The 22321-nt window shown below is 72.9% G+C and carries 19 protein-coding genes; 6 read left to right on the forward strand and 13 right to left on the reverse strand.

From position 1 onward, the window contains the following. Positions 1-690 precede the first annotated feature (690 nt). Entirely contained in the window at positions 691-1701 is a 1011-nt protein-coding gene (trpS, locus tag AB0P07_RS21920) for a tryptophan--tRNA ligase (RefSeq protein WP_365552946.1), read from the forward strand. Here trpS and AB0P07_RS21925 read toward each other — a convergent pair. Next, positions 1656-2669 (reverse strand): helix-turn-helix domain-containing protein, encoded by a 1014-nt coding sequence (locus tag AB0P07_RS21925; RefSeq protein WP_365552947.1) that lies wholly within the window; start codon positions 2667-2669, stop codon positions 1656-1658. The genes trpS and AB0P07_RS21925 overlap by 46 nt on opposite strands. A gap of 73 nt (positions 2670-2742) precedes the next feature. Between AB0P07_RS21925 and AB0P07_RS21930 the strand changes: the two genes are divergently transcribed. Then, positions 2743-3324, forward strand: coding sequence for a cysteine hydrolase family protein (locus AB0P07_RS21930; protein ID WP_365552949.1), 582 nt, complete (start codon positions 2743-2745; stop codon positions 3322-3324). 44 nt (positions 3325-3368) lie between these two features. Here the strand turns inward: AB0P07_RS21930 and proC are convergent, their stop codons facing one another. The 7 genes from proC to AB0P07_RS21965 form a co-directional block, all read right to left on the reverse strand. Beyond that, complete coding sequence (gene proC / locus AB0P07_RS21935; protein ID WP_365552951.1) at positions 3369-4181, reverse strand: pyrroline-5-carboxylate reductase; 813 nt, start codon at positions 4179-4181, stop codon at positions 3369-3371. 160 nt (positions 4182-4341) lie between these two features. Next, positions 4342-5133, reverse strand: a complete 792-nt coding sequence (locus AB0P07_RS21940) for an ABC transporter permease (RefSeq protein WP_365552953.1) — start codon at positions 5131-5133, stop codon at positions 4342-4344. Continuing rightward, the gene (locus tag AB0P07_RS21945) at positions 5130-5960 is read right to left on the reverse strand and encodes an ABC transporter ATP-binding protein (protein WP_365552954.1); all 831 of its coding nucleotides are present in this window, start codon (positions 5958-5960) and stop codon (positions 5130-5132) included. Before AB0P07_RS21945 ends, AB0P07_RS21940 begins: the two co-directional genes overlap by 4 nt. 97 nt (positions 5961-6057) lie before the next feature. Then, the gene (locus tag AB0P07_RS21950) at positions 6058-6876 is read right to left on the reverse strand and encodes a class I SAM-dependent methyltransferase (RefSeq protein WP_365552956.1); all 819 of its coding nucleotides are present in this window, start codon (positions 6874-6876) and stop codon (positions 6058-6060) included. Between the two features lie 359 nt (positions 6877-7235). Beyond that, positions 7236-7739, reverse strand: a complete 504-nt coding sequence (locus AB0P07_RS21955; protein WP_365552958.1) for an EamA/RhaT family transporter — start codon at positions 7737-7739, stop codon at positions 7236-7238. Positions 7740-7780: 41 nt separating this feature from the next. Further along, complete coding sequence (locus AB0P07_RS21960) at positions 7781-8440, reverse strand: DUF4232 domain-containing protein (protein WP_365552959.1); 660 nt, start codon at positions 8438-8440, stop codon at positions 7781-7783. Positions 8441-8603: 163 nt separating this feature from the next. Beyond that, positions 8604-8936 (reverse strand): SH3 domain-containing protein, encoded by a 333-nt coding sequence (locus AB0P07_RS21965; RefSeq protein WP_365552961.1) that lies wholly within the window; start codon positions 8934-8936, stop codon positions 8604-8606. 183 nt (positions 8937-9119) lie between these two features. Between AB0P07_RS21965 and AB0P07_RS21970 the strand changes: the two genes are divergently transcribed. Beyond that, a complete protein-coding gene (locus AB0P07_RS21970; protein WP_365552963.1) occupies positions 9120-11243 on the forward strand; it encodes a serine/threonine-protein kinase in 2124 nt (707 codons plus the stop codon). A gap of 63 nt (positions 11244-11306) precedes the next feature. Here AB0P07_RS21970 and ilvD read toward each other — a convergent pair whose 3' ends face one another. The 4 genes from ilvD to AB0P07_RS21990 all read right to left on the reverse strand — a co-directional run bounded on the left by ilvD (position 11307) and on the right by AB0P07_RS21990 (position 15846). Then, positions 11307-13160 carry a dihydroxy-acid dehydratase gene (ilvD, locus tag AB0P07_RS21975; protein ID WP_365552965.1) on the reverse strand — a complete coding sequence of 618 codons (1854 nt, stop codon included), beginning with the start codon at positions 13158-13160 and terminating at the stop codon, positions 11307-11309. Between the two features lie 163 nt (positions 13161-13323). Continuing rightward, on the reverse strand, positions 13324-13938 hold the full coding sequence (locus AB0P07_RS21980) for a TetR family transcriptional regulator (RefSeq protein ID WP_365552967.1): 615 nt from the start codon (positions 13936-13938) through the stop codon (positions 13324-13326). Next, entirely contained in the window at positions 13935-14792 is an 858-nt protein-coding gene (locus tag AB0P07_RS21985) for a sugar phosphate isomerase/epimerase (protein ID WP_365552969.1), read from the reverse strand. The genes AB0P07_RS21980 and AB0P07_RS21985 overlap by 4 nt, the downstream gene beginning before the upstream one ends. A 121-nt stretch (positions 14793-14913) precedes the next feature. Next, entirely contained in the window at positions 14914-15846 is a 933-nt protein-coding gene (locus tag AB0P07_RS21990) for a Ppx/GppA phosphatase family protein (protein ID WP_365552971.1), read from the reverse strand. A gap of 71 nt (positions 15847-15917) precedes the next feature. On the opposite strand from AB0P07_RS21990, the gene AB0P07_RS21995 reads away from it, so the two are divergent. Further along, positions 15918-16730, forward strand: coding sequence for a hypothetical protein (locus tag AB0P07_RS21995; RefSeq protein ID WP_365552973.1), 813 nt, complete (start codon positions 15918-15920; stop codon positions 16728-16730). A gap of 263 nt (positions 16731-16993) precedes the next feature. On the opposite strand, the gene AB0P07_RS22000 is transcribed toward AB0P07_RS21995, so the two are convergent. Continuing rightward, a complete protein-coding gene (locus AB0P07_RS22000) occupies positions 16994-18802 on the reverse strand; it encodes a hypothetical protein (RefSeq protein ID WP_365552974.1) in 1809 nt (602 codons plus the stop codon). An 897-nt stretch (positions 18803-19699) separates the two neighbouring features. Between AB0P07_RS22000 and radA the strand changes: the two genes are divergently transcribed. Together radA and disA are read left to right on the forward strand one after the other, a co-directional pair. After that, positions 19700-21109 (forward strand): DNA repair protein RadA, encoded by a 1410-nt coding sequence (gene radA / locus AB0P07_RS22005; RefSeq protein ID WP_061443262.1) that lies wholly within the window; start codon positions 19700-19702, stop codon positions 21107-21109. Between the two features lie 81 nt (positions 21110-21190). Beyond that, on the forward strand, positions 21191-22315 hold the full coding sequence (disA, locus tag AB0P07_RS22010) for a DNA integrity scanning diadenylate cyclase DisA (protein ID WP_030404779.1): 1125 nt from the start codon (positions 21191-21193) through the stop codon (positions 22313-22315). Positions 22316-22321 lie beyond the last annotated feature (6 nt).

A 22321-nucleotide genomic window follows, 5' to 3' on the forward strand; every position in this document is an offset into this window, starting at 1 on the left:
GGCGTTGACTTTTGGCACGCTGTTGAGTTCTCAAGGAACGGACGCTTCCTTTGTACTCACCCTCTCGGGCTTTCCTCCGGGCGCTTCCCTTCGGTCTTGCGTTTCCGACTCTATCAGATCTTTCCGACCCGATTTCCTCGGTGCTTTCCAGGTTCCCGCTTTCGCGTTTCCCTTTCCGGCGGCTCCGACTTTATCAGATCCTTTCGGGCTCTGATTCCCCGTCAGAGGGGGTTGTCGTCCCGGCTGTTGGGCCGTTCCGACGAGGTGAGACTCTAGCGGATTCCCGGCTCCCGAGCTAATCGGGGGCCGCGTTCTTTCGAACGTGGACTCCTCATTCCGTAAATACACGCGCCGACAGGACGACGACGCCGACAACGCGACTGTTCGTCGAAGAGTGGTTGGTACTTGCGGAATGGCTGTCCGGGGACCGACCGAGGTCGGCGCTCACGTCGAACAACCCGGAGAACATTAGGAGTGCGGGGCAGCCGTGTCAAATCCCGGGCGGAGCGGGCTGCGCGGGCGTACGGTGGGGCTCGTGACGACGCGTACGTGTAGCCAGCTCTGGCGGGCCGCCTGACGGCGGCCGCACACGTATGTACTCGACGGCCGCCGCTTCGGCGGCCGTTCTCGTATCTCCCTCCAGGAGGGGCGGCCGGCCGGTGGCGGCGGCCCTGACCAGGAGGTGGAGAGATGACGCGGGTCTTCAGTGGGGTCAAGCCGACCGGGCACCTGACGCTGGGGAACTATCTGGGAGCCATGCGGCAGTGGGCCGCGGTGGACCAGCACCGGTCGGACGCGTTGTTCTGCGTCGTCGACCTGCACGCGCTGACCGTGGACCACGACCCGGCGCGGGTGCGCAGACTCAGCCGCCAGGCGGCGTCGCTGTTGCTCGCGGCGGGACTGGATCCCGAGCTGTGCACGGTGTTCGTGCAGAGTCACGTGGACGAGCACGCCCGGCTGTCGTACGTACTGGAGTGCGTCGCGACGGACGGGGAGATGCGGCGGATGATCCAGTACAAGGAGAAGGCCGCGCGGGAACGGAGGCGGGACGGGAGCGTGCGGTTGTCGCTGCTCACGTATCCCGTGCTGATGGCGGCGGACATCCTGGCGTACGGGACGGACGAGGTGCCGGTCGGGGACGACCAGACGCAGCATGTCGAACTGGCCCGGGATCTCGCGGTGCGGTTCAACCAGCGGTACGGGCACACCTTCGTGGTGCCGCGGGCGACCAGTCCGGCGGTGGCGGCTCGGGTGATGAACTTGCAGGAGCCCGCGTCGAAGATGGGCAAGAGCGACGACACCGGGCCGGGGATCGTCTACCTGCTGGACGAACCGGACGTGGTGCGCAAGAAGGTCATGCGGGCCGTGACCGACAGCGGACGTGACGTCGTCTACGACCGCGAGGAGCGGGCGGGGCTCGCCAATCTGCTGGAGATCCTCGCCGCCTGTACGGGTGGGGACCCGGCGGAGCTGGCGGGTGGGTACGACTCGTACGGCGCGTTGAAGAAGGACACCGCGGAGGCGGTCGTCGAGGTGCTGCGGCCGGTGCGGGAGCGGCACCAGGCGCTCTGTGCGGATCCCGGGTATGTGGAGGGCGTGCTCCGGGAGGGGGCCGAGCGGGCCCGGGCGACGGCGCGGCCGACCGTGGACGCGGCCTACCGGGGGATCGGGCTGCTGCCTCCGGTGAACGCGGCGCGGTAGGCGCGGGGGCTGGTGGCGAGGCGCGCTGCGAAGTGCTGGCGCATCGTGACCTCGCTGCCGAAGCCGGCCCGGCGGGCTACCTCGGGCATGGGCAGGTCGGTGCGTTCGAGGAGCTTCTGGGCGGCGGCGATGCGCTGGTCCAGGAGCCAGCGCAGCGGTGTGGTGCCGGTGGCCGCCGTGAAGTGGCGGGCGAAGGAGCGCGGGGACATGCCGGCGCGGGCGGCCAGGTCGGCGACCGTGAAGGGCTCGTCGAGGTGGCGCAGGGCGTGTTCGCGGACGCCGGCGAGGGCGTCGGCGTCCCGGTCCGCGTGCCGGGTGGGGTGCTCGATGAACTGGGCCTGGGTGCCGGTGCGGAAGGGCGCGGTGACCATCGAGCGGGCGATGGTGGCGGCGGCTTCGGCGCCGTGGGCCAGGCGGACCAGGTGGAGGCAGAGGTCGATGCCGGCTGCGGTGCCCGCGGCGGTCCAGAGGTTGTCGTCCTCGACGAAGAGGGCGTCCGGGACGACGGTGACCCGGGGGTGGTGGGTGCGCAGCAGGTCCAGGAGCCGCCAGTGGGTGATGGCGCGGCGGCCGTCGAGCAGGCCGGCCTGGGCGAGGGTGAAGGCGCCCCCGCACAGGGCGGCGACGGTGGTGCCGCGGGCGTGGGCGCGGCGGAGGGCGGCGAGGACCGGGGCGGGTGCCGGGGTGAGGTGGTCGTCGAGGCCGGGGACGACGACGAGGTCGGCGGTGTCCAGCCAGTCGAGCGTGCGGTCGGGGTGGAGCGCGAGGCCGCCGCGCATCGGGACGGTGGTGGTGCCGTCGGCGGCGACGCGGCGCAGGTCGAAGGCAGGGGCGCCGCGGTCGGTGCGGTCGGTGCCCCAGACCTCGGTGATGACGGCGACGTCGAAGGAGCGGATGCCGGGGAAGGCCGCGAGGGCGACGCGGTGGGGCGTCGCGGGCGTGCGTGCGGCTCGTACGGCTTCTGCCATCGTGGCAGTAAACCATCGATCGGTGACTTTCGGACCTCTGGGGCGCCTGCTCCGCGGGCGGCACGATCGGGGCATGGACATCGCGGAGAACGCAGCACTGGTGGTCGTGGACGTGCAGAAGGGCTTCGAGGACGCCGGTTTCTGGGGTACGCGCAACCACCCGCAGGCGGACGACAACATCGCCGCGCTCATCGACGTGTGGCAGGCGACCGGACGGCCGGTCGTCTTCGTACGGCACGACTCGGTGAAGGCCGGGTCGCCGTTGCGGACGGGGTACGAGGGGAACGGGTTCAAGGAGTACGTCGAGCAGCGGCGCGGGAAGGGCGGGGCCGAGCTGCTGGTGACGAAGAGCGTGAACTCGGCGTTTCTCGGTACGCCCGACCTCGGCGCCTGGCTGCGCGGGGCGGGGATCTCGCAGCTCGTGCTCGCCGGGATCCAGACGAACATGTGCGTCGAGACGACGGCACGGATGGGCGGGAACCTCGGCTACGAGGTCGTGGTCGCGTTCGACGCGACGTACACCTTCGGCCTGGAGGGGCCCTTCGGCTGGCGGCAGAGCGCGGACGAGCTGGCGAGGGCGTCGGCGGTGTCGTTGCACGGGGGCGGGTTCGCCCGGGTGGTGATGACGGAGGAGGTGCTCACCGGCGTGCGGTGAGCGCTCCTGCGGGCTTTTCGGGGGCCCGGTCGTCGGCTCGGTGGTCAGTCCTTGGTGCCGGAGGCCAGTTCGCGGCTGCGGTCGCGGGCGGCCTCCAGGGCGGCGATGAGGGCGGCGCGGACGCCGTGGTTCTCCAGTTCGCGGATGGCGTTGATGGTGGTGCCGGCGGGCGACGTGACGTTTTCGCGGAGCTTGACGGGGTGTTCGCCGCTGTCGCGGAGCATCTTCGCGGCGCCGATCGCGGACTGGACGATCAGGTCGTGGGCCTTGTCGCGGGGCAGGCCGAGCAGGATGCCGGCGTCGGTCATGGCCTCGACCAGGTAGAAGAAGTACGCGGGTCCCGAGCCGGAGAGGGCGGTGCAGGCGTCCTGCTGGGACTCCGGGACGCGGAGGGTCTTGCCCACGGCGCCGAAGATCTCCTCGGTGTGCGTCAGGTGGTCGGCGGTCGCGTGGGTGCCGGCGGAGATGACGGACATGGCCTCGTCGACGAGGGCCGGGGTGTTCGTCATGACGCGGACGACCGGGGTGCCGGGGGCGAGGCGTTCCTCGAAGAAGGCGGTCGGGATGCCGGCGGCGCCGCTGATGATCAGGCGGTCGGCCGGGACGTGCGGGGCGAGTTCTTCGAGGAGCGTGCCCATGTCCTGCGGCTTGACCGTGAGGATCAGGGTGTCGGCGGTCTTGGCGGCCTCGGCGTTGGTGACCGGGGTGACTCCGTGGCGGGCGCGGAGTTCGTCGGCGCGTTCTCGGCGGCGGGCGGTGACCAGGAGGTCGGCGGGGGCCCAGCCGGATCCGATCATGCCGCTGAGGAGGGCTTCGCCGATCTTGCCGGTGCCGAGGACTGCGACTTTCTGGGTCATGGGTGTGGTGCCCTCCGGGGTGTGCGCGTCGTCCGGGGCCATCCTCGCACTGCGTGCGCGGGTGGGGGTGGTGCGTCCAGTCCGCGGGACGGTGCGGGGTGGGTGGTCCGGTCGGGGTTTCCCGCCCCGCCGCCCCTGAGGGGCACCCCCAACGGGCTGACTATGCCGTTCGGCGTTTCAAGGTTGCCGCGCCCAGGGCGAGGACCAGCAGCGCGCAGCCGGCGACGATGAGGGCGTCCCGTACGAAGGTGGCGGTCATGTCGGTGTGGCGCAGGACCTCGTTCATGCCGTCCACCGCGTAGGACATGGGCAGGACGTCGGAGACGGCCTCCAGGGCGGGGTGCATGTTGTCGCGCGGGGTGAAGAGGCCGCAGAGGAGGAGCTGAGGGAAGATCACCGCCGGCATGAACTGCACCGCCTGGAACTCGGAGGCCGCGAAGGCCGAGACGAAGAGGCCGAGCGCGGTGCCCAGGAGGGCGTCGAGCAGCGCGACCAGGAGGAGCAGCCAGGGGCTGCCGGTGACGTCCAGGCCCAGGAACCAGACCGCGAGGCCCGTCGCGAGGGCGGACTGGACGATGGCGAGGGCGCCGAAGGCGAGGGCGTAGCCCGCGATCAGGTCGCCTTTGCCGAGTGGCATGGCGAGGAGGCGTTCGAGAGTGCCGGAGGTGCGCTCGCGCAGGGTCGCGATGGACGTGACCAGGAACATCGTGATCAGCGGGAAGATGCCGAGGAGCGAGGCGCCGATGTTGTCGAAGGTGCGTGGGCTGCCGTCGAAGACGTAGCGCAGCAGGAGCAGCATCACGCAGGGGATCAGCATCAGGAGCGCGATGGTGCGGGGGTCGTGGCTCAGCTGGCGCAGGACACGGGTCGCGGTGGCCGTGGTGCGGGAGAGGCTCAGGGCACGGGTGTGGGCCGGGGTGCGGGTGGGCGCGGGAGCCGTGGGGGTGGTCATCGGACGTTCTCCTTGGTGCTGGCCTCCGCCTTCGCCTTCGCCTCGTCGACCAGGTGGAGGAAGGCTTCCTCGACCGTCTCGGAGTCGGTACGGGTGCGCAGGGCGTCGGGGGTGTCGTCGGCGAGGACCTCGCCCTCGCGCATCAGGAGCAGCCGGTGGCAGCGCTCGGCCTCGTCCATGACGTGGGAGGAGACGAGGATCGTGGCGCCGCGGTCGGCGGCGATGGAATGGAAGAGGGCCCACAGGTCGCGGCGGAGTACGGGGTCGAGACCGACCGTCGGTTCGTCGAGGACGAGGAGCTCGGGGGCGCCCAGGAGGGCCACGGCGAGGGAGACGCGGCTGCGCTGGCCGCCGGAGAGGTTGCCGGCCAGGGAGTCGGCGTGGGTGGTGAGGTCGACGTCGGTGATGACCCGGGTGACGTCCTCGCGGCGGTGGGCGGAGGCCGCCCGGCCGGGGTGGAGGATCTCGGCGAAGTAGTCCAGGTTCTGGCGGACGGTCAGGTCGTCGAAGACGGACGGGGCCTGGGTGACGTAGCCGATGCGGGTGCGCAGCGCCGGGTGGCCGGCGGGGCGGCCGAGGACGTCCAGCGTGCCGGCGACCTTGGCCTGGGTGCCGACGATCGCCCGCATCAGGGTCGACTTGCCGCAGCCGGAGGGTCCGAGGAGGCCGGTGATCCTGCCCCGCGGGACGGTGAAGCCGAGGCCGCGCAGGACGGTACGGGTGCCGCGGACGACGGTGAGGTCTTCGGCGTGGACGGCGGGTGGGGCGGGGTCGTCGCCCTGCCCTTCGGGGGGTCGGGAGGAGTGCTCCGGCAAGTAATTCATCATGTGATGAATACTCCTCCCGGGCGCCCGTGGCGTCAAGCCGTCACGTCGAGTCGGTGTGCCGGGCCGTCACGTCGAGTCGGTGTGCCGGGCCGTCGCGTCAGTGCGTCGGGGTCGTCGCGAGGAGGAGGTGGACGTCGTACGTCTCCTCGACGGCTCCGTCCGGGAAGACCGACAGCAGGTGTCGGCGCTCCTCGGCGAAGAAGGCCGCGGCGCGTTCCTCGGCGTCGGTCAGGAAGACCGAGTGGCTGCCGAGGTTGGCCAGGTGGGTGGCGAGCGGGACGCGCCGGCTCCAGCGGATCTCGCGGTGGACGAAGTCGAGCGTGCCGGTGGGGTCGGCGAAGCGGGCGTCGAAGTCGCGCCTCTCGGCGGAGAGGTTCAGGTGCCCGAAGTGCCGGTCGATGCGCCGTGCCGCGTCCGCGATCCACGGCACGTCGTGGGCGTCGGTGTTCCACCACAGCGCCAGCGCGCCGCCCGGACGCAGCACGCGCAGCGCCTCCGGGACCGCCAGGGCGGGGTCGGTCCAGTGCCAGGCCTGGGCGTAGGTGAGCAGGTCGGCGCTGTGGCCGACGAGGGGGAGGGCGTTGCCGTTGCCGCGGACGACGGGCACGCCGGGAAGGGTGCGGCGGAACTCGGTGGTCATGCCGGCGCCGGGTTCCACGGCGATCACGTCGGCGCCCCGCTCGCTCAGGCGGGCGGTGGCGAGGCCCGTGCCGGCGCCGACGTCCACGACGCGGGCGCCCTCGATGGGTCGGCCGGTGAGCTCTTCCAGCGCGTCGAAGAGGGCGGGCGGGTAGGAGGGACGGTTGGCGGCGTACTGGGCCGCGGCGGCGTTGAAGGAGTGGGCGCGGGCGCTGTGGTGGGCCGGCGCGGTGGTAAGGGGAGCGGCCGAGTCGTCCGGGGTCAGCGGTGTCGTCATACGGCCATGGTGGCCGGGCGGGCCCGGGCGGGGCAGGGGGTTCCGGGGAGGGTCGCAGGCAGGACCCGCGGCCGGGGGTTGCTTTTGGCGGCGCTTCTTCGGCGGGGGGTTGCCGCTGCCGCAGGCGACGCTCACCTCGCGATCCCCGCCGGCAAGGGCTCACGGCGCCCGCGGCCGCTTCCGGCGCACCTCGGCAGGTTCCCCGTACGGCGAGTGACGCGCCCCCGCGGAGAAAGCACGCACCCGGGCCACCTCCGTCGGCGCCTCCTCGACGGATTGCCCCTGCGAGGAGTGACGCCGCCCCCGCAGCCCTCATACTCCCCGTGCTCCCCCGGAGCACAGGCCCGCGGCGCCCCCGGCTACTTCCGGCGGCGCTTCTTCGACGGGTTGCCCGTACGGCGAGTGACGCGCTTCTCGTAGTCCTCGCGGGCCTTCTCGTACTCCTCGCGGTGCAGCTTCTCGCCCGGGGCCTCGGTGAAGGTGCGGAAGAAGTAGGCGAGGAGGGTGCCGACGAAGCCGATGGCGAGCAGGCCTCGCAGGGAGGCCTGGCGGTCGGGGTCGTGGCGGCTGGTGAAGCCGGACCAGGTGTGGCGGAAGGCCAGGGCGCTGCAGACCGCGAACATCACGATCATCAGCAGCGAGACGAAGCTGCCGACATCGGCGATCTGGAGGCCCTGGTAGGCGACGCGGAGCACGAAGCAGGCGGCGGCCGCCACGACGAGCGAGCCGACGGCGAGACCCACCCGGCGGGCGGTGTAGCCGTTGTCGTGGTGCACCCAGGTCGTGCCGTAGAACCGGAGGGGTTCGGGGCGGGGGCCGGCCTGGGTGTCCGGGGTGCCGTTCTTGCCGTTCTCTGCGCTCACGGGTCGATTATGGCGCGCGCCTGTTCCGGCGTGCGGTGCGGTCAGCCGCCCTGGCCGGCGCTGCCCATCGGGCCGACCTTCACCGGGGAGCCCGGGCTGTCCGAGGCGGGCAGCGAGGCGCCGCCCGGCCAGTCGAGGGTGACCGACTTGGTCTCGTTCGGCGGGGTCACCACCAGGCCCGTGATACGGACGCCGGAACCGCCGGTGTTGTTGATCGGATAGGTGATGCCGAAGGTCACGTTCTCGCCGTCCTCGAGGACGATCGGCGGGGCCTGCTCGCCGGTGCGCTCCGCGGACAGGCTTCCCGTGTTGGTCTTCAGGTCGACGCCCGCGTAGCCCGCGAGGGTGCAGGCCCGGCCACCGCCGTTCTTCAGGTCGACCGCTACGGTGCCCTCGGTGTCGCCGTCGACGGTGGCGTCCGCCGCCGTGATCTCCAGCTCGTCGGTGCGGCACTTGGCGGCCGCCGTGCCGTCCTCGCCGGTTCCGTCGGCTCCGCCTGTTCCGTTGGGGGTCTTCCCCGCGGAGTCCTGGCCGCCCTCCTGGTCCGAGCCGGTCGATCCGGAGCCGCCGTCCGAGGAGGACGGGGCCGAGGCGGCGGGCGGGGCGCTGGTCTCGTCCGTGCCGCCGTCGTTCTGGCAGGCCGTGAGCGAGAGACCGGCGGCGAGCGCCATGGCGGCGAGGGTCAGCTTGCGAACGCGCATCGTTGTCTACCTCAGGATCGGTTGGCGTGCCGGTCCGCCCGTACCCGTCGGTGCGAGCGGCTTTCCGATCACCAAGAGCCACTCGGCCCGGCACGCCGTTCCCCCCGGGAACCTCCTGGTACGGCCCCAGGACAACGCTGTTACAAGGTCATCGGCGGCACACTCAGCAGCGAGGAGCCACGTAGCCGTCGCTGCCGGTGCGGATGTACGCGTCGGAGACGTACTGGCCGCTGCCGATGTTGTCCCAGATGTTCGAGGTGCCGTAGGGGCCCGAGACCCACTCCCCCGGGCGCTGACAGTTGATCGAGACCCTGGAGCCCACGGGCAGGACCCGGACCAGGGAGTAGTTGGTGCCCGGGCCGCTGCGGACGTTCAGGCGGTAGCCCGGCGCGACCGGGTACGAGCTCAGGGCGGCGGTCGCCGCGACGGCTTCCGCCTGCGCTCCCCCCGCTGCCTCTTCCTCGCCGCCGGTGTTCTGGACCTGGTCGAGCGACATGCGAGAACTCCCCCCGTTGCACCCCACGACTTTCGTGGGGGACCGTTGATACCCCACGAACAAGTTGCCAAACACCAGTTCGTGACCCGCACACGGAGGGCGGCAGGCCGCCTCTGTCCCGTACGCCCCATCGACTAGGCTCCGAGCGTCGCTCGCGCGAACGAACAGCACGGGGGTGGTTCCATGGCGCCGCAGCGGGATGCCGGGGCGGACGCGGAAGCGGAACTTCCGGAGTACGACGGTCACTACCGCCTGGAGTCCCGGCTGGGCTCGGGCGGCATGGGCGTCGTGCACCTGGCCCGCAGCGCCTCCGGAATGCGCGTCGCGGTGAAGGTCGTGCACGCTACGTATGCCAGAGACCCCGAGTTCAGGGGGCGTTTCCGGCAGGAGGTGGCTGCGGCCCGGCGGGTGAGCGGGGCCTTCACGGCGCCGGTCGTGGACGCCGATCCGGAGGCCGGGCGGCCCTGGATGGCCACGCTGTTCATCCCCGGCCCGACGCTCTCGGAGTACGTGAAGCGGAACGGGCCGATGGACGAGCCCCAGTTGCGCCGGCTGATGGCCGGGCTCGCCGAGGCGCTGCGCGACATCCATCGCGTCGGCGTCGTGCACCGGGACCTGAAACCGAGCAACGTCCTGCTCGCCGAGGACGGCCCGAAGGTCATCGACTTCGGCATCTCCCGGCCGAAGGACAGCGAACTGCGCACCGAGACCGGCAAGCTGATCGGCACGCCGCCGTACATGGCGCCCGAGCAGTTCCGGCGGCCCCGGGAGGTGGGGCCCTCGGCCGACGTGTTCACCCTCGGGTCGCTGATGGTGCACGCGGCGACCGGGCGCGGGCCCTTCGACTCCGACAGCCCGTACGTCGTCGCCTACCAGGTCGTGCACGACGAGCCCGACCTGACCGGCGTGCCGGAGTCGCTCGCGCCGCTGGTGCTGCGGTGTCTCGCCAAGGAGCCCGCGGACCGGCCGACGCCCGACGAGTTGATGCGGGAGCTGCGGTCGGTGGCGGCGGCCTACGACACGCAGGTGTTCGTACCGGCGGCGCGGGAGCCCGCCGGTGAGGGGCCCACCGCGCAGGCTCCCTGCGGGCCGACCGGAACATCCGGGAAGTCCGGGCGGGTCGTGCGGCGGCTGGGGAAGCGGTCGGCGCTCGTCGCCGGGGCGTTGGGGCTCGCCGTGACGGGGAGCCTCGTGGCCGTGCAGGCGTTCGGCGGTGCCGAGCCCGCGCGCACGCCCGCCGCGCAGAGTGCGTCCGGCGGGTTCGGGGCGTGGGAGGCGGTGCCCGCGGCGACGGACGGCGGGATGCCGCAGTGCTCGTACGCGGGGCGGCGGCTGCTGTGCGCGCGGCCCGGACTGGTCTTCGCCCTCGATCCGGCCGACGGCGGCACGCTGTGGCGGCACCCCGTCGAGGAGGCCGTGCGGAGCGAACCGCCGGTCGTGTCGGGCGGGCTCGTGCAGCCCGAGGTCGGCCTGCTCGGCCCGCTGGAGGCGCTCGACCCCGCGACGGGGAAGCCGAAGTGGCAGGAGGACATGCCGGCGTACGACGGGCTGCGCACCGTCGGCGACATGCTGCTGCTCACCCGCGCCGACGGGATGGTCACCGGCGTGGACAGCGCTTCGGGGCGGACGGCGTGGGCGCACCGGATCCCGGGGCTGTCCGTGCCGTACTTCACCTCGTTCGCCGGGGAGCGGCATCCGGCGGCGTACGCGACGAGCCAGAGCGCGGACGGGAAGCGGACCCGGGTCACCGCCGTGGACCCGGCGAGCGGGGACGTGCGCTGGGACGCGGAGCTGGCGGGGACGCTGACGCCGGTGGGAGCGGCGGACGGGTCGGTGTTCCTCGTCGCCGAGGGGGCGGCCTACGGCGACGTCGAGGCCGTGGTCCGCTACACCCCCGCCACCGGAGCGACCCGCCGGGTGACGCTGCCGATCCCGGTCGCGCAGGCGTCGGCGTCGGCGGGCGTGCACGGGGACACCGTGTACCTCATGGGCGCGGGCGGCTCGCTGGTCGCCGTCGACATGGCGGCGGGGAAACAGGCGTGGCGGCTGGAGACGGGCGTGAGCCGGGGCTCGGAGCCGGTCTCCGACGGGCGGCACGTGTACGTCACCGCACCCGACGGGCGGCTGTTGGGTGTCGACGCCCGCGGGGGCAAGCTCCTCGGGCAGACCCGCCCCCGGCTCGGCGCCGAGTCCGACACGGTGCCCGCGTCCCTGCCGACGCCGGTGCTCGCGGGCGGGCACGTGTACGCCGGGGCGCCGGACGGCACGGTGTTCGGGGTGGCGGGGCGGGACCCGAGGGCCTGGTGACCCAAGGCCGTACCGGGCCCCCTGTGTCCCCTGCCGGGTCCCTCGGGGTGTCCCCTCGGGGGGTCAGCCCAGCTTGCTGACGTCGCGGACGGCGCCCTTGTCGGCGCTGGTGGCCATCGCGGCGTAGGCCTTCAGGGCCGCGGAGACCTTGCGGTCGCGGTTCTTCGGCGCGTACACGCCGTTCAGGGCCTGCTGGCGGCGGGTCAGCTCGGCATCGTCCACGAGCAGCTCGATGGAGCGGTTCGGGATGTCGATGCGGATGCGGTCGCCGTCCTCGACCAGGGCGATGGTGCCGCCGGCTGCCGCCTCCGGGGAGGCGTGGCCGATGGAGAGCCCGGACGTGCCGCCGGAGAAGCGGCCGTCGGTGACCAGGGCGCAGGCCTTACCGAGACCGCGGCCCTTGAGGTACGAGGTCGGGTAGAGCATCTCCTGCATGCCGGGGCCGCCCTTGGGGCCCTCGTAGCGGATGACGACGACGTCGCCCTCCTTGACTTGCTGGGTGAGGATCTTCTGGACGGCCTCCTCCTGCGACTCGCAGACGACCGCCGGACCCTCGAAGGTCCAGATCGACTCGTCGACGCCGGCCGTCTTGACGACGCAGCCGTCCACGGCGAGATTGCCGCGCAGGACCGCGAGGCCGCCGTCCTTGGAGTAGGCGTGTTCCACCGAGCGGATGCAGCCGCCCTCGGCGTCCTCGTCCAGGGAGTCCCAGCGCTCGGACTGGGAGAAGGCCTCGGCGGAGCGCACGCAGCCGGGGGCCGCGTGCCACAGCTCGACGGCCTCCTTGGAGGGGGAGCCGCCGCGCACGTCCCAGGTCTTCAGCCAGTCGGCCAGGGACGGGCTGTGCACGGAGTGCACGTCCTCGTTGAGCAGGCCCCCGCGGTGCAGTTCGCCGAGGAGGGCGGGGATGCCGCCGGCGCGGTGCACGTCCTCCATGTAGTACGTGCGGTCCTTGGCGACGTTGGGCGCGACCTTGGCGAGGCACGGGACACGGCGCGAGAGGGCGTCCATCTCGGTGAGGCCGTAGGCGACCTCCGCCTCCTGGGCGGCGGCCAGCAGGTGCAGGATCGTGTTGGTCGAGCCGCCCATCGCGATGTCGAGCGCCATGGCGTTCTCGAAGGCCGCGGGGGTGGCGATGTTGCGGGGCAGGACCGAGTCGTCGTCCTGCTCGTAGTAGCGGCGGGTCAGGTCCAAGGCCGTGCGGGCGGCGTTCTCGTACAGCGCCTTGCGGGCGGTGTGGGTGGCCAGCACCGAGCCGTTGCCGGGGAGGGAGAGGCCGATCGCCTCGGTCAGGCAGTTCATCGAGTTGGCGGTGAACATGCCGGAACAGGAGCCGCAGGTCGGACAGGCGTTCTCCTCGATGCGGAGGATGTCCGCGTCGGAGATCTTGTCGTTGACCGCCTCCGACATCGCGTCGACCAGGTCCAGCGTGCGGACCGTGCCGTCGACCAGGGTGGCGCGGCCGGACTCCATGGGTCCGCCGGAGACGAAGACCGTGGGGATGTTCAGGCGCAGCGCCGCGTTGAGCATGCCCGGAGTGATCTTGTCGCAGTTGGAGATGCAGATCAGGGCGTCGGCGCAGTGCGCCTCGACCATGTACTCCACGCTGTCCGCGATCAGGTCGCGGGAGGGGAGGCTGTAGAGCATGCCGCCGTGGCCCATCGCGATGCCGTCGTCCACGGCGATCGTGTTGAACTCGCGCGGGATGCCGCCGGCCGCGACGACCGCCTCGCTGACGATCCGGCCGACCGGGGCCAGGTGCGTGTGGCCCGGCACGAACTCCGTGAAACTGTTGGCGACGGCGACGATCGGCTTCCGCCCGATGTCCGCGCCGGGTACACCGGAGGCACGCATAAGGGCGCGGGCGCCCGCCATGTTGCGGCCGTGGGTGACTGTGCGGGACCTCAGTTCGGGCATCGTCGCTCGCTCCTTCGGAGAGTTATGACTGCCGTCGAGCGTACGCCGGTCATCCAGGGGTCGGGACGGGGTGTCCGGAATGCGGGACGCCCGTCTCGCCGCACGCCGCCAGGGAGGGCGCCCTCCGGGGCCGGTGAGGGGCCTCACGGTCCGGTGAGGAGCTTCACGGTCCGGTGAGGTGGCCCTGGACGACCGGCGCCAGGTGGGCGATGAGCTGCTCCGGGTCGGCCGAGGCCAGCGGTTCCACCTTGATCACGTAGCGGAGCATCGCGCAGCCCACCAGCTGTGCCACCGCCAGCTCGACGCGCAGCTGTGCGTCCGGGCTGTTCAGCTGGGCGGCGACCCGGCGCAGCAGCTGGGCGGCGATCAGCCGGCGGAAGACGGCTGCGGCGGCCTCGTTGTTCACGGCGGAGCGGAGGATGGCCAGCAGGGGCGTGCGGGTGGCCGGGTTCTCCCAGACACCGAAGACGAAGCGGGTCAGGCGCTCGCCGACCCCGTCCAGGGGGCCGTCGGCGATCGCTTCGGGGGCGTCCATGGCGGGCGCGAAGGCGACCTCGATGGCCGCCCCGAAGACCTGCTCCTTGGTGCCGAAGTAGTGGTGGACCAGCGCCGGGTCCACGCCCGCCGCCTTGGCGATGCCGCGCACGGAGGTCTTCTCGTAGCCGCGCTCGGAGAACTCCTCGCGGGCGGTGACGAGGATGCGGTCGCGGGTGTCCCCGGCCTCCGTACGGGGCGGGCGGCCGCGGCGCCGGGCGGCTTTGTCGGCGTCGCCGCTCACCGGCGGTCCGTCCTGGCCGCCGGGCCACCCGGCACCGGGGACGCCGACCGCGCCAGGTGCTCGCGGGTGAAGGCGAGCGCCTCGGCGAGATCGGCTTCACGTTCGGCGCCGGACATCGCGCGCCTCGTGTTGACCTCGATGACGACGTGGCCGTCGAAGCCGGTGCGCGTGAGGTGCGCGAGGACCTCGGCGCAGGGCTGGGTGCCGCGGCCGGGGACGAGGTGCTCGTCCTTGGCGGAGCCCTTGCCGTCGGCCAGGTGGACATGGCCGAGGCGGTCGCTCATGCGGTCGATCATGCCGAGGGCGTCGGTGCGGGAGGTCGCGGCGTGGCTGAGGTCGATCGTGAAGTGCCGGTAGTCGTCCTTGGTCACGTCCCAGTCGGGGGCGTACGCCTGCATCTCGCGGTCGCGGTAGCGCCAGGGGTACATGTTCTCGACGGCGAAGCGGACGTCCGTCTCGTTCGCCATCCGCCAGATGCCGTTGACGAAGTCCCGCGCGTACTGGCGCTGCCAGCGGAACGGGGGGTGCACCACGACGGTGGACGCGCCGAGCTTCTCGGCGGCGGCGCGGGCGCGCTGGAGCTTGGCCCAGGGGTCGGTGGACCAGACCCGCTGGGTGATGAGCAGGCACGGGGCGTGCACGGCGAGTATCGGCATGCGGTGGTAGTCGCTGAGTCTGCGCAGCGCCTCGATGTCCTGACTGACCGGGTCCGTCCAGACCATCACCTCGACGCCGTCGTAACCGAGGCGCGCGGCGATCTCGAAGGCCGTCGCCGTCGACTCCGGGTAGACGGAAGCCGTCGACAGGGCGACCTTCGCGTCCGGGGTTCGGATCACGTCCCTGGGGTTTGCCACGGGGGTCAGGGTACGGGGTGCCCTCCGGGAGTCGCGGGGTGCCCGATCGCCGTTGTGGTCATTGCCATAGGACAGGTGCGCGACGGTTCGCGGTTGCCCGCGCCCCTTTTCAGGGGCGCGTTCACCCCTGGCCCATGTGATCCAGGCGCCGTAGGATCACGCCCTCTCTGAGGGCCCACGGGCAGATTTCCAGGTTTTCCACGTGGAACAGGTCCATCGCGGCCTCGGCCACCAGGGCGCCGGCCAGGAGCTGGTTCGCGCGGCCCTCGGAGACGCCGGGGAGTTCGGCGCGTTCGGCGCTGGTCATGGCGGCCAGGCGGGGCACCCAGGCCTCCAGGGAGGCGCGCTTCAGCTCGCGCTGGACGTAGAGGCCCTCGGCCGAGCGGGCGGCGCCGGCGATGCGGGCCAGCTGCCGGAAGGTCTTCGAGGTGGCGACCACGTGGTCGGGGGCACCCAGGCGGCTGAACTCGCCGACCGTCCGGGCGATCTCCGTACGGACGTGGCGGCGCAGCGCCCTGACGTCGTCCGGGTGGGGCGGGTCGTCGGGCAGCCGGGCGGCGGTCAGCCGGCCCGCGCCGAGCGGCAGCGACACCGCGGCGTCCGGTTCCTCGTCGAGGCCGTAGGCGATCTCCAGGGAGCCGCCGCCGATGTCGAGGACCAGCAGTCTGCCCGCGGACCAGCCGAACCAGCGGCGGGCGGCGAGGAAGGTGAGCCGGGCCTCCTCGGCGCCGGTGAGGACGGTCAGCTCGACACCGGTGTCGTCCCGCACGCGTTCGAGGACGTCGTCGGCGTTGGTCGCCTCGCGCACGGCCGAGGTGGCGAACGGCAGGAGGTCCTCCACGCCCTTGTCCTCGGCGGCCTGGAGCGCCTCCCTGATGACCGCGACCAGCCGGTCGACGCCGTCGGGGCCGATCGCCCCGCCCTCGTCGAGGAGCTGGGCGAGGCGCAGTTCCACCTTGTGCGAGTGCGCGGGCAGCGGGCGGGCACCGGGGTGCGCGTCGACCACCAGCAGATGCACCGTGTTCGAACCCACGTCGAGGACACCGAGTCTCATGTACGGAACGCTACTGCGGGCGCGGGCGGCGGTGGTCCCGTCCTTCCGCTCCGGCGACTTACCCTGGAGCCGTGCCAAAGACGAAAAAGGCGAAGGACGAAAAGTCGGCCAAGAAGGACAAGAAGCGCATCTCGGGCGACGAGAAAGGGCTCGACTTCGCGCGCGCGTGGGTGGAGTTCCCGGATCCGGCGGACGACGAGCAGGTCTTCCGGTGCGATCTGACATGGCTGACCTCTCGTTGGAACTGCATCTTCGGCAGCGGCTGCCAGGGCATTCAGGCGGGCCGCGCGGACGACGGGTGCTGCTCGCTGGGCGCGCACTTCTCCGACGAGGACGACGAGCAGCGGGTCGCCGAGCATGTGGCGAGGCTCACGCCGGACATCTGGCAGCACCACGCCGAGGGCACGCGGAACGGCTGGACCTCCGAGGACGACGAGGGTTCCCGGCAGACCCGGCCCTTCCAGGGCTCCTGCATCTTCCAGAACCGGCCGGGATTCGCCGGGGGCGCGGGCTGCTCGCTGCACATCCTGGCGCTGAAGGAGGGCCGGGAGCCGCTGGAGACCAAGCCGGACGTGTGCTGGCAGCTGCCGGTTCGGCGGACCTACGAGTGGATCGACCGGCCCGACGACACGCGCGTCCTCCAGGTGTCGATCGGTGAGTACGACCGGCGGGGGTGGGGCCCGGGCGGGCACGACCTGCACTGGTGGTGCACGTCGGCGACCTCGGCGCACGGCGCGGGCGAGCCCGTGTACGTGTCCTACCGGCCGGAGCTGATCGAGCTGATGGGCAAGGCGGGGTACGACCGGCTGGTCGAGCTGTGCGAGGAGCGGCTGGCCTCGCAGCTGCCGCTGCTGGCACCGCATCCGGCGGACCCGGCTCGCTGAGGGCGGGGGCCGGGCCGGGGCCGGTGGCGGTGCCGATGCCGGGGCCTGTCCCGCGGGCCGGTTGCAGTGCCGGGTTCCGTCCCGGTCGCGGGCACCGTGCCGGCGTTACGAGCCGGACGGGCTCGGGGTGCGTTGCGTTACGAACCGGACGGGCTCGGGGTGCGTTGCGTTACGAGCCGGACGGCCTCCGGTGCGTTGCGTTACGAACCGGACAGGCTAGGGGTGCGTTGCGTTACGAGCCGGACGGCCTCCGGTGCGTTGCGTTACGAGCCGGACGGGCTCGGGGTGCCGCTGTCGGCGTCGCCCGGCGGGGGTGACGAGCCGTCCGGACCGCCGGTCGGGGACGGGTTGCCGGTCGTCGGGTCCGGGTCGGGCGAGGTCGGCGGCGGGTCCTGGGTGGGCGTCGGGTCCGGATCGGTGGGCTGCGAGGTGGACGGGTCCGGGTTTGGGGCCGGGGTATGGCCCGGGTCGGACGGGGACGTGGTGTCGCCGGGGGTGCTGGGGCGCGGGTCCGGGCGGGTTGGGGTGGGCGTGGGACCGTAGCCCTCGATGGTGACGACCGCGTCGGCGGGCGAGACGGCCACCCGTGCGCTCCAGTGGCCGGTCGGCTCGCGCAGGTGGTCGACGTACACCCGGACCGTCACGGACTCGCCGGGACGCAGGGTGCCCGAGGACCGGCTCAGGTAGAGCCAGGAGGCTCCGGCGGACACGGACCAGCGCACCGGGGCGTCGCCGGTCGCGGTCAGGGTGACCAGCGTGGTGTCGCCGTCGTGGCCGGCCGTCACCTTGAGGTGGCCGGTCCCCTTCTCGCCGGCGCCGGAGACGCCGACGACCTCCACGGAGACGTCGGCCTCGCCGTTCTCGCCGAAGCCGGTGCCGGGGGTGGTGCTCGCGTTGCCCGCGTTCTCGTAGCCGCCGTAGCCGCCGCCCGCCGACTCGCCCTCCAGGCCGTCTGGGTCCTGCGCCTCGCTGGCGCTGGCCGAGCGGCCCTCCTCGCCCTCGACGACGGGCGTGCCCCGGTAGGCCGCCCACAGGGCGAGCACCGGGGCCGCCACGACGGTGGCGACGACGGTGGTGGTGACGGCACGCGCGCGCAGGCGGTCGCGGCGGGCCGCGCGGTCCTTGGGGTCCATCGGGAAGCCGCGCCGGTCGAAGCGGGGAGCGCTGCCCCGCGCGCGCGTGCCGTGGGCCGGGGCTCCGCGCAGGGCGGCGCGGGGGGCTTCCAGGACGGGCAGCTCGGCGGGGGTGACGCTGGTGCCGGGCCAGCGGCCGGGGATCGCGCGCTCGGCGGTACGGCGGCAGCGCGGGCAGTCGTCGACGTGCCGGACCAGCTCGCGGCGCAGGGCGCTGCTGAGGACGTAGCGGTTGTCGCCGGTGAGGCGGGACACGCCCGCGCAGGTGCCGGTCTCGACGACGGCGAGGGCGGCGCGGGTGCGTTCCACCTCGCAGGCGGCGGAGGCGAGCAGTTCGCGGGCGGCGGCGAGGTCCATGCCGAGGACGGCGGCGACCTCGTGGGGGGCCAGGCGGTGGCGTACGGCGAGTTCGAGGGCCTCGCGCTGCTCGGGGGTGGTGCCGGCGGCCTCCGGCCAGGCGAGGAGGGCGAGTTCGCTGCGGTGCCGCTGGGTGACCTCGTCGTTGGCGGCGGTGGCTGTGGCGGTGGCCGGGGTGGTGGGGGCCGGGGGCGTGGGTGTGGTGGGAGCGGTGGGGCGGCCTGCGGCGTGGCTGCTCGGACGTTTCTGCTTGGCCTCGGCCAGCTTGCGCAGGCAGGCCCAGCGGGCCAGCGCGTACAGCCAGGCCCTGCGGTCGGCGGCGGGCGGAGGGCCACGGTGGCCGCGGCGCTCGGCGAGCGCGAGGACGTCGGTCAGGGCGGTGGTCGCGGCGTCGTGGTCGCAGAGGACGGACAGGCAGTACGTGAACAGGCCGTCCAGATACGCGTCGTACGCGGCGTATCGCGCGGGCGGACGCTGCGCCGGCGGCTGTGCCAGCGCCCTCGCCGCGGTGCGGTCACGCGCTTCCCGGTGCGCCCGGTGTGCGCCGGTCGTGCGGGTCGTGGTTTCCGTACTGCTCCTCATCACTCGGCGACCGTAGGGGGCTATGGGTGGCGCGAACTGGCGCGTTGGGCACTTTTAATCCGTACGGGTGAAACGATCCCTCATAAGGGGACAGGAACCTGCCCTTCCGTGGCCGGGCCGGGGTCGCCGTCGTCCGTTCGTGGTGCTGGGGAGCGGGTGCCTGCGGCGCCGGTGCGGGTGCCTTCGGCGGTGGTGCGGGGTGCCTGCGGCGCCTGTGCGGGTTGGGTGGGGGTGCGCGTAGCGCCTCGGGTTCGGTGGGTGGGTCGGGGCCGGGCCGGGGGGTGTCCGTCCTCGGAACGGCGCGGAATCGGTCGGCCACAGATCTCCCCCGGCGCGGACGCGCCAACCACTGCGGGCGGACACCCCCCGACCCGACCCCTCCTCGCCGTACGCGGCTCTCCCCCGCCCCACGCCACTGCCCCATCCCCGCCGTACGCGGCTCCCCGCCGCCCCAGCCGCAGGCAGTCCGCCACACCACCGCCGCTGCTGCGGGCAGTCGCCACGCCTGCCACCCCAACTGCAGGCAGTCCGCCACGCCGTCGCCGCTGCTGCGGGCAGTCGCCACGCCTGCCGCCCCAGCTGCGGGCAGTCCGCCACGCCACCGCCGCTGCTGCAGGCAGTCCGCCACGCCGTCGCCGCTGCAGGCAGTCCGCCACGCCGCCCCAGCTGCGGGCAGTCGTGCCGCTGGGGCGGCACGGGTGGGCGCAGCGGCAGAGCGCGAACGCCGGGCCGCGTCACCCACCCGCGCCCACACCCACGCCGGGAGCCACGCCGACGCCGGGACAGTGGGTCCACCCGCGCGCGCCCGCACGCGCGCCGGGGGCCACGTCGGCGCCGGGACAGTGGGTCCACACCCGCGCCGGGTCCGTTGTCAGTGGGGGCGGTTACCGTTCGTGCATGGCTGCCCGTACGAAGTCCGCCAAGGAACGGCCGTCCTACCGCTGCACCGAGTGCGGCTGGCAGACGGCCAAGTGGCTCGGCCGCTGCCCCGAATGCCAGGCATGGGGCACGGTCGAGGAGTACGGCGCGCCCGCCGTGCGTACGACCACGCCGGGGCGCGTCACGACCTCCGCGGTGCCCATCGGCCAGGTGGACGGCCGGCAGGCGACCGCCCGCTCCACCGGCGTGCCCGAGCTGGACCGGGTGCTCGGCGGCGGGCTGGTGCCCGGGGCCGTGGTGCTCGTCGCGGGAGAGCCCGGCGTCGGCAAGTCCACGCTGCTCCTCGACGTGGCGGCCAAGTCCGCGAGCGACGAGCACCGGACGCTGTACGTCACCGGTGAGGAGTCGGCCAGCCAGGTGCGACTGCGGGCCGACCGGATCCACGCCATCGACGACCATCTGTATCTCGCCGCCGAGACCGACCTCGCGGCGGTACTCGGGCATCTGGACGCCGTCAAGCCGTCGCTGCTGATCCTGGACTCCGTGCAGACGGTCGCCTCGCCCGAGATCGACGGCGCCCCGGGCGGCATGGCGCAGGTGCGGGAGGTGGCGGGGGCACTGATCCGCGCCTCCAAGGAGCGCGGCATGTCCACGCTGCTGGTGGGCCACGTCACCAAGGACGGGGCCATCGCGGGGCCGCGGCTGCTTGAGCACCTCGTGGACGTCGTCCTGCACTTCGAGGGTGACCGGCATGCGCGGCTGAGGCTGGTGCGAGGCGTCAAGAACCGGTACGGGACGACGGACGAGGTCGGCTGTTTCGAGCTGCACGACGAAGGGATCACGGGACTGGCCGATCCCAGCGGGCTGTTCCTCACCCGGCGGGCCGAGCCGGTGCCCGGCACCTGTCTGACCGTCACCCTGGAGGGGCGGCGGCCGCTGGTCGCCGAGGTGCAGGCGCTGACCGTCGACTCGCAGATTCCGTCGCCCCGGCGCACCACCTCGGGGCTCGAGACCTCGCGGGTGTCGATGATGCTGGCCGTGCTGGAGCAGCGCGGGCGCATCAGCGCCCTGGGCAAAAGGGATATCTACAGTGCGACCGTGGGCGGGGTGAAGCTCTCCGAGCCGGCCGCCGACCTCGCCGTCGCGCTCGCGCTGGCCAGTGCGGCCAGTGACACTCCGCTGCCCAAGAACCTCGTGGCGATCGGCGAGGTCGGGCTCGCCGGAGAGGTGAGACGGGTCACGGGGGTGCAGCGCAGGCTCTCCGAGGCGCACCGGCTCGGCTTCACGCACGCCCTGGTACCGGCCGATCCGGGGAAGGTCCCTGACGGCATGAAGGTCCTGGAAGTCGCGGACATGGGGGACGCCCTGCGGGTGCTTCCGCGCTCGCGTCGCCGAGAGGCCCCACGGGAGGAGGGGGACCGCCGGTAGACTTTGCCCTGGTCTCGCCTGTCCGTACGACCGAATGTGCGACACGGGAGCGCCAGAAGAACCTGCGACCGGAGGAGTGCAGTGGCAGCCAACGACCGGGCAGCAGCTCCCGGAAAGTCCGGTGGGAGTGCCGGTGCCGATGGCCTGATGCGCGCCTCACTGAGCGCCGTGGCGCCCGGCACGTCCCTGCGCGACGGCCTGGAGCGGGTCCTGCGCGGCAACACGGGCGGTCTCATCGTGCTGGGCTCCGACAAGACCGTCGAGCAGATGTGCACGGGCGGTTTCGTGCTGGACGTCGAGTTCACCGCGACCCGGCTGCGCGAGCTGTGCAAGCTCGACGGCGGCATCGTGCTGTCGTCCGACCTGTCGAAGATCCTGCGGGCCGGGGTGCAGCTGCTTCCCGATCCGACCATTCCCACGGAGGAGACCGGCACGCGGCACCGGACGGCGGACCGGGTCAGCAAGCAGGTCGGGTTCCCCGTCGTGTCGGTCTCGCAGTCGATGCGGCTGATCGCGCTGTACGTGGACGGGCAGCGGCGGGTGCTGGAGGACTCGGCGGCGATCCTGTCGCGGGCCAATCAGGCGCTGGCGACGCTGGAGCGGTACAAACTGCGCCTCGACGAGGTCGCGGGCACGCTGTCGGCGCTGGAGATCGAGGATCTGGTGACGGTGCGGGACGTCTCCGCGGTCGCGCAGCGGCTGGAGATGGTCCGCCGGATCGCCACCGAGATCGCCGAGTACGTGGTGGAGCTGGGGACGGACGGGCGGCTGCTCGCGCTGCAGTTGGACGAGCTGATCGCCGGGGTGGAGCCCGAGCGCGAGCTGGTCGTGCGGGACTACGTGCCGGAGCCGACCGCCAAGCGGTCCCGTACGGTCGACGAGGCGCTCGCCGAGCTGGACAAGCTCAGCCACGCCGAACTGCTGGAACTGTCGACCGTGGCCCGGGCCTTGGGCTACACCGGGTCGCCCGAGACGCTGGACTCGGCGGTGTCGCCGCGCGGCTTCCGGCTGCTGGCCAAGGTGCCGCGGCTGCCCGGCGCGATCATCGACCGGCTGGTGGAGCACTTCGGCGGTCTGCAGAAGCTGCTCGCCGCCAGCGTCGACGACCTGCAGACCGTGGACGGCGTCGGCGAGGCGCGGGCGCGCAGCGTGCGCGAGGGGCTGTCGCGGCTGGCGGAGTCGTCGATCCTGGAGCGCTACGTCTGAGCCCTC

The organism is Streptomyces sp. NPDC085944 (assembly GCF_040686295.1).
GTDB classification, from domain to species: Bacteria; Actinomycetota; Actinomycetes; order Streptomycetales; family Streptomycetaceae; genus Streptomyces; species Streptomyces salinarius.

What these genes read in the sequence shown, in the direction of transcription:
- trpS (WP_365552946.1), top strand. Translation starts at nt 691, where the DNA reads ATGACGCGGGTCTTCAGTGGGGTCAAGCCGACCGGGCACCTGACGCTG.
- AB0P07_RS21925 (WP_365552947.1), bottom strand. Translation starts at nt 2,669, where the DNA reads ATGGCAGAAGCCGTACGAGCCGCACGCACGCCCGCGACGCCCCACCGC.
- AB0P07_RS21930 (WP_365552949.1), top strand. Translation starts at nt 2,743, where the DNA reads ATGGACATCGCGGAGAACGCAGCACTGGTGGTCGTGGACGTGCAGAAG.
- proC (WP_365552951.1), bottom strand. Translation starts at nt 4,181, where the DNA reads ATGACCCAGAAAGTCGCAGTCCTCGGCACCGGCAAGATCGGCGAAGCC.
- AB0P07_RS21940 (WP_365552953.1), bottom strand. Translation starts at nt 5,133, where the DNA reads ATGACCACCCCCACGGCTCCCGCGCCCACCCGCACCCCGGCCCACACC.
- AB0P07_RS21945 (WP_365552954.1), bottom strand. Translation starts at nt 5,960, where the DNA reads ATGATGAATTACTTGCCGGAGCACTCCTCCCGACCCCCCGAAGGGCAG.
- AB0P07_RS21950 (WP_365552956.1), bottom strand. Translation starts at nt 6,876, where the DNA reads ATGACGACACCGCTGACCCCGGACGACTCGGCCGCTCCCCTTACCACC.
- AB0P07_RS21960 (WP_365552959.1), bottom strand. Translation starts at nt 8,440, where the DNA reads ATGCGCGTTCGCAAGCTGACCCTCGCCGCCATGGCGCTCGCCGCCGGT.
- AB0P07_RS21965 (WP_365552961.1), bottom strand. Translation starts at nt 8,936, where the DNA reads ATGTCGCTCGACCAGGTCCAGAACACCGGCGGCGAGGAAGAGGCAGCG.
- AB0P07_RS21970 (WP_365552963.1), top strand. Translation starts at nt 9,120, where the DNA reads ATGGCGCCGCAGCGGGATGCCGGGGCGGACGCGGAAGCGGAACTTCCG.
- ilvD (WP_365552965.1), bottom strand. Translation starts at nt 13,160, where the DNA reads ATGCCCGAACTGAGGTCCCGCACAGTCACCCACGGCCGCAACATGGCG.
- AB0P07_RS21990 (WP_365552971.1), bottom strand. Translation starts at nt 15,846, where the DNA reads ATGAGACTCGGTGTCCTCGACGTGGGTTCGAACACGGTGCATCTGCTG.
- AB0P07_RS22000 (WP_365552974.1), bottom strand. Translation starts at nt 18,802, where the DNA reads ATGAGGAGCAGTACGGAAACCACGACCCGCACGACCGGCGCACACCGG.
- radA (WP_061443262.1), top strand. Translation starts at nt 19,700, where the DNA reads ATGGCTGCCCGTACGAAGTCCGCCAAGGAACGGCCGTCCTACCGCTGC.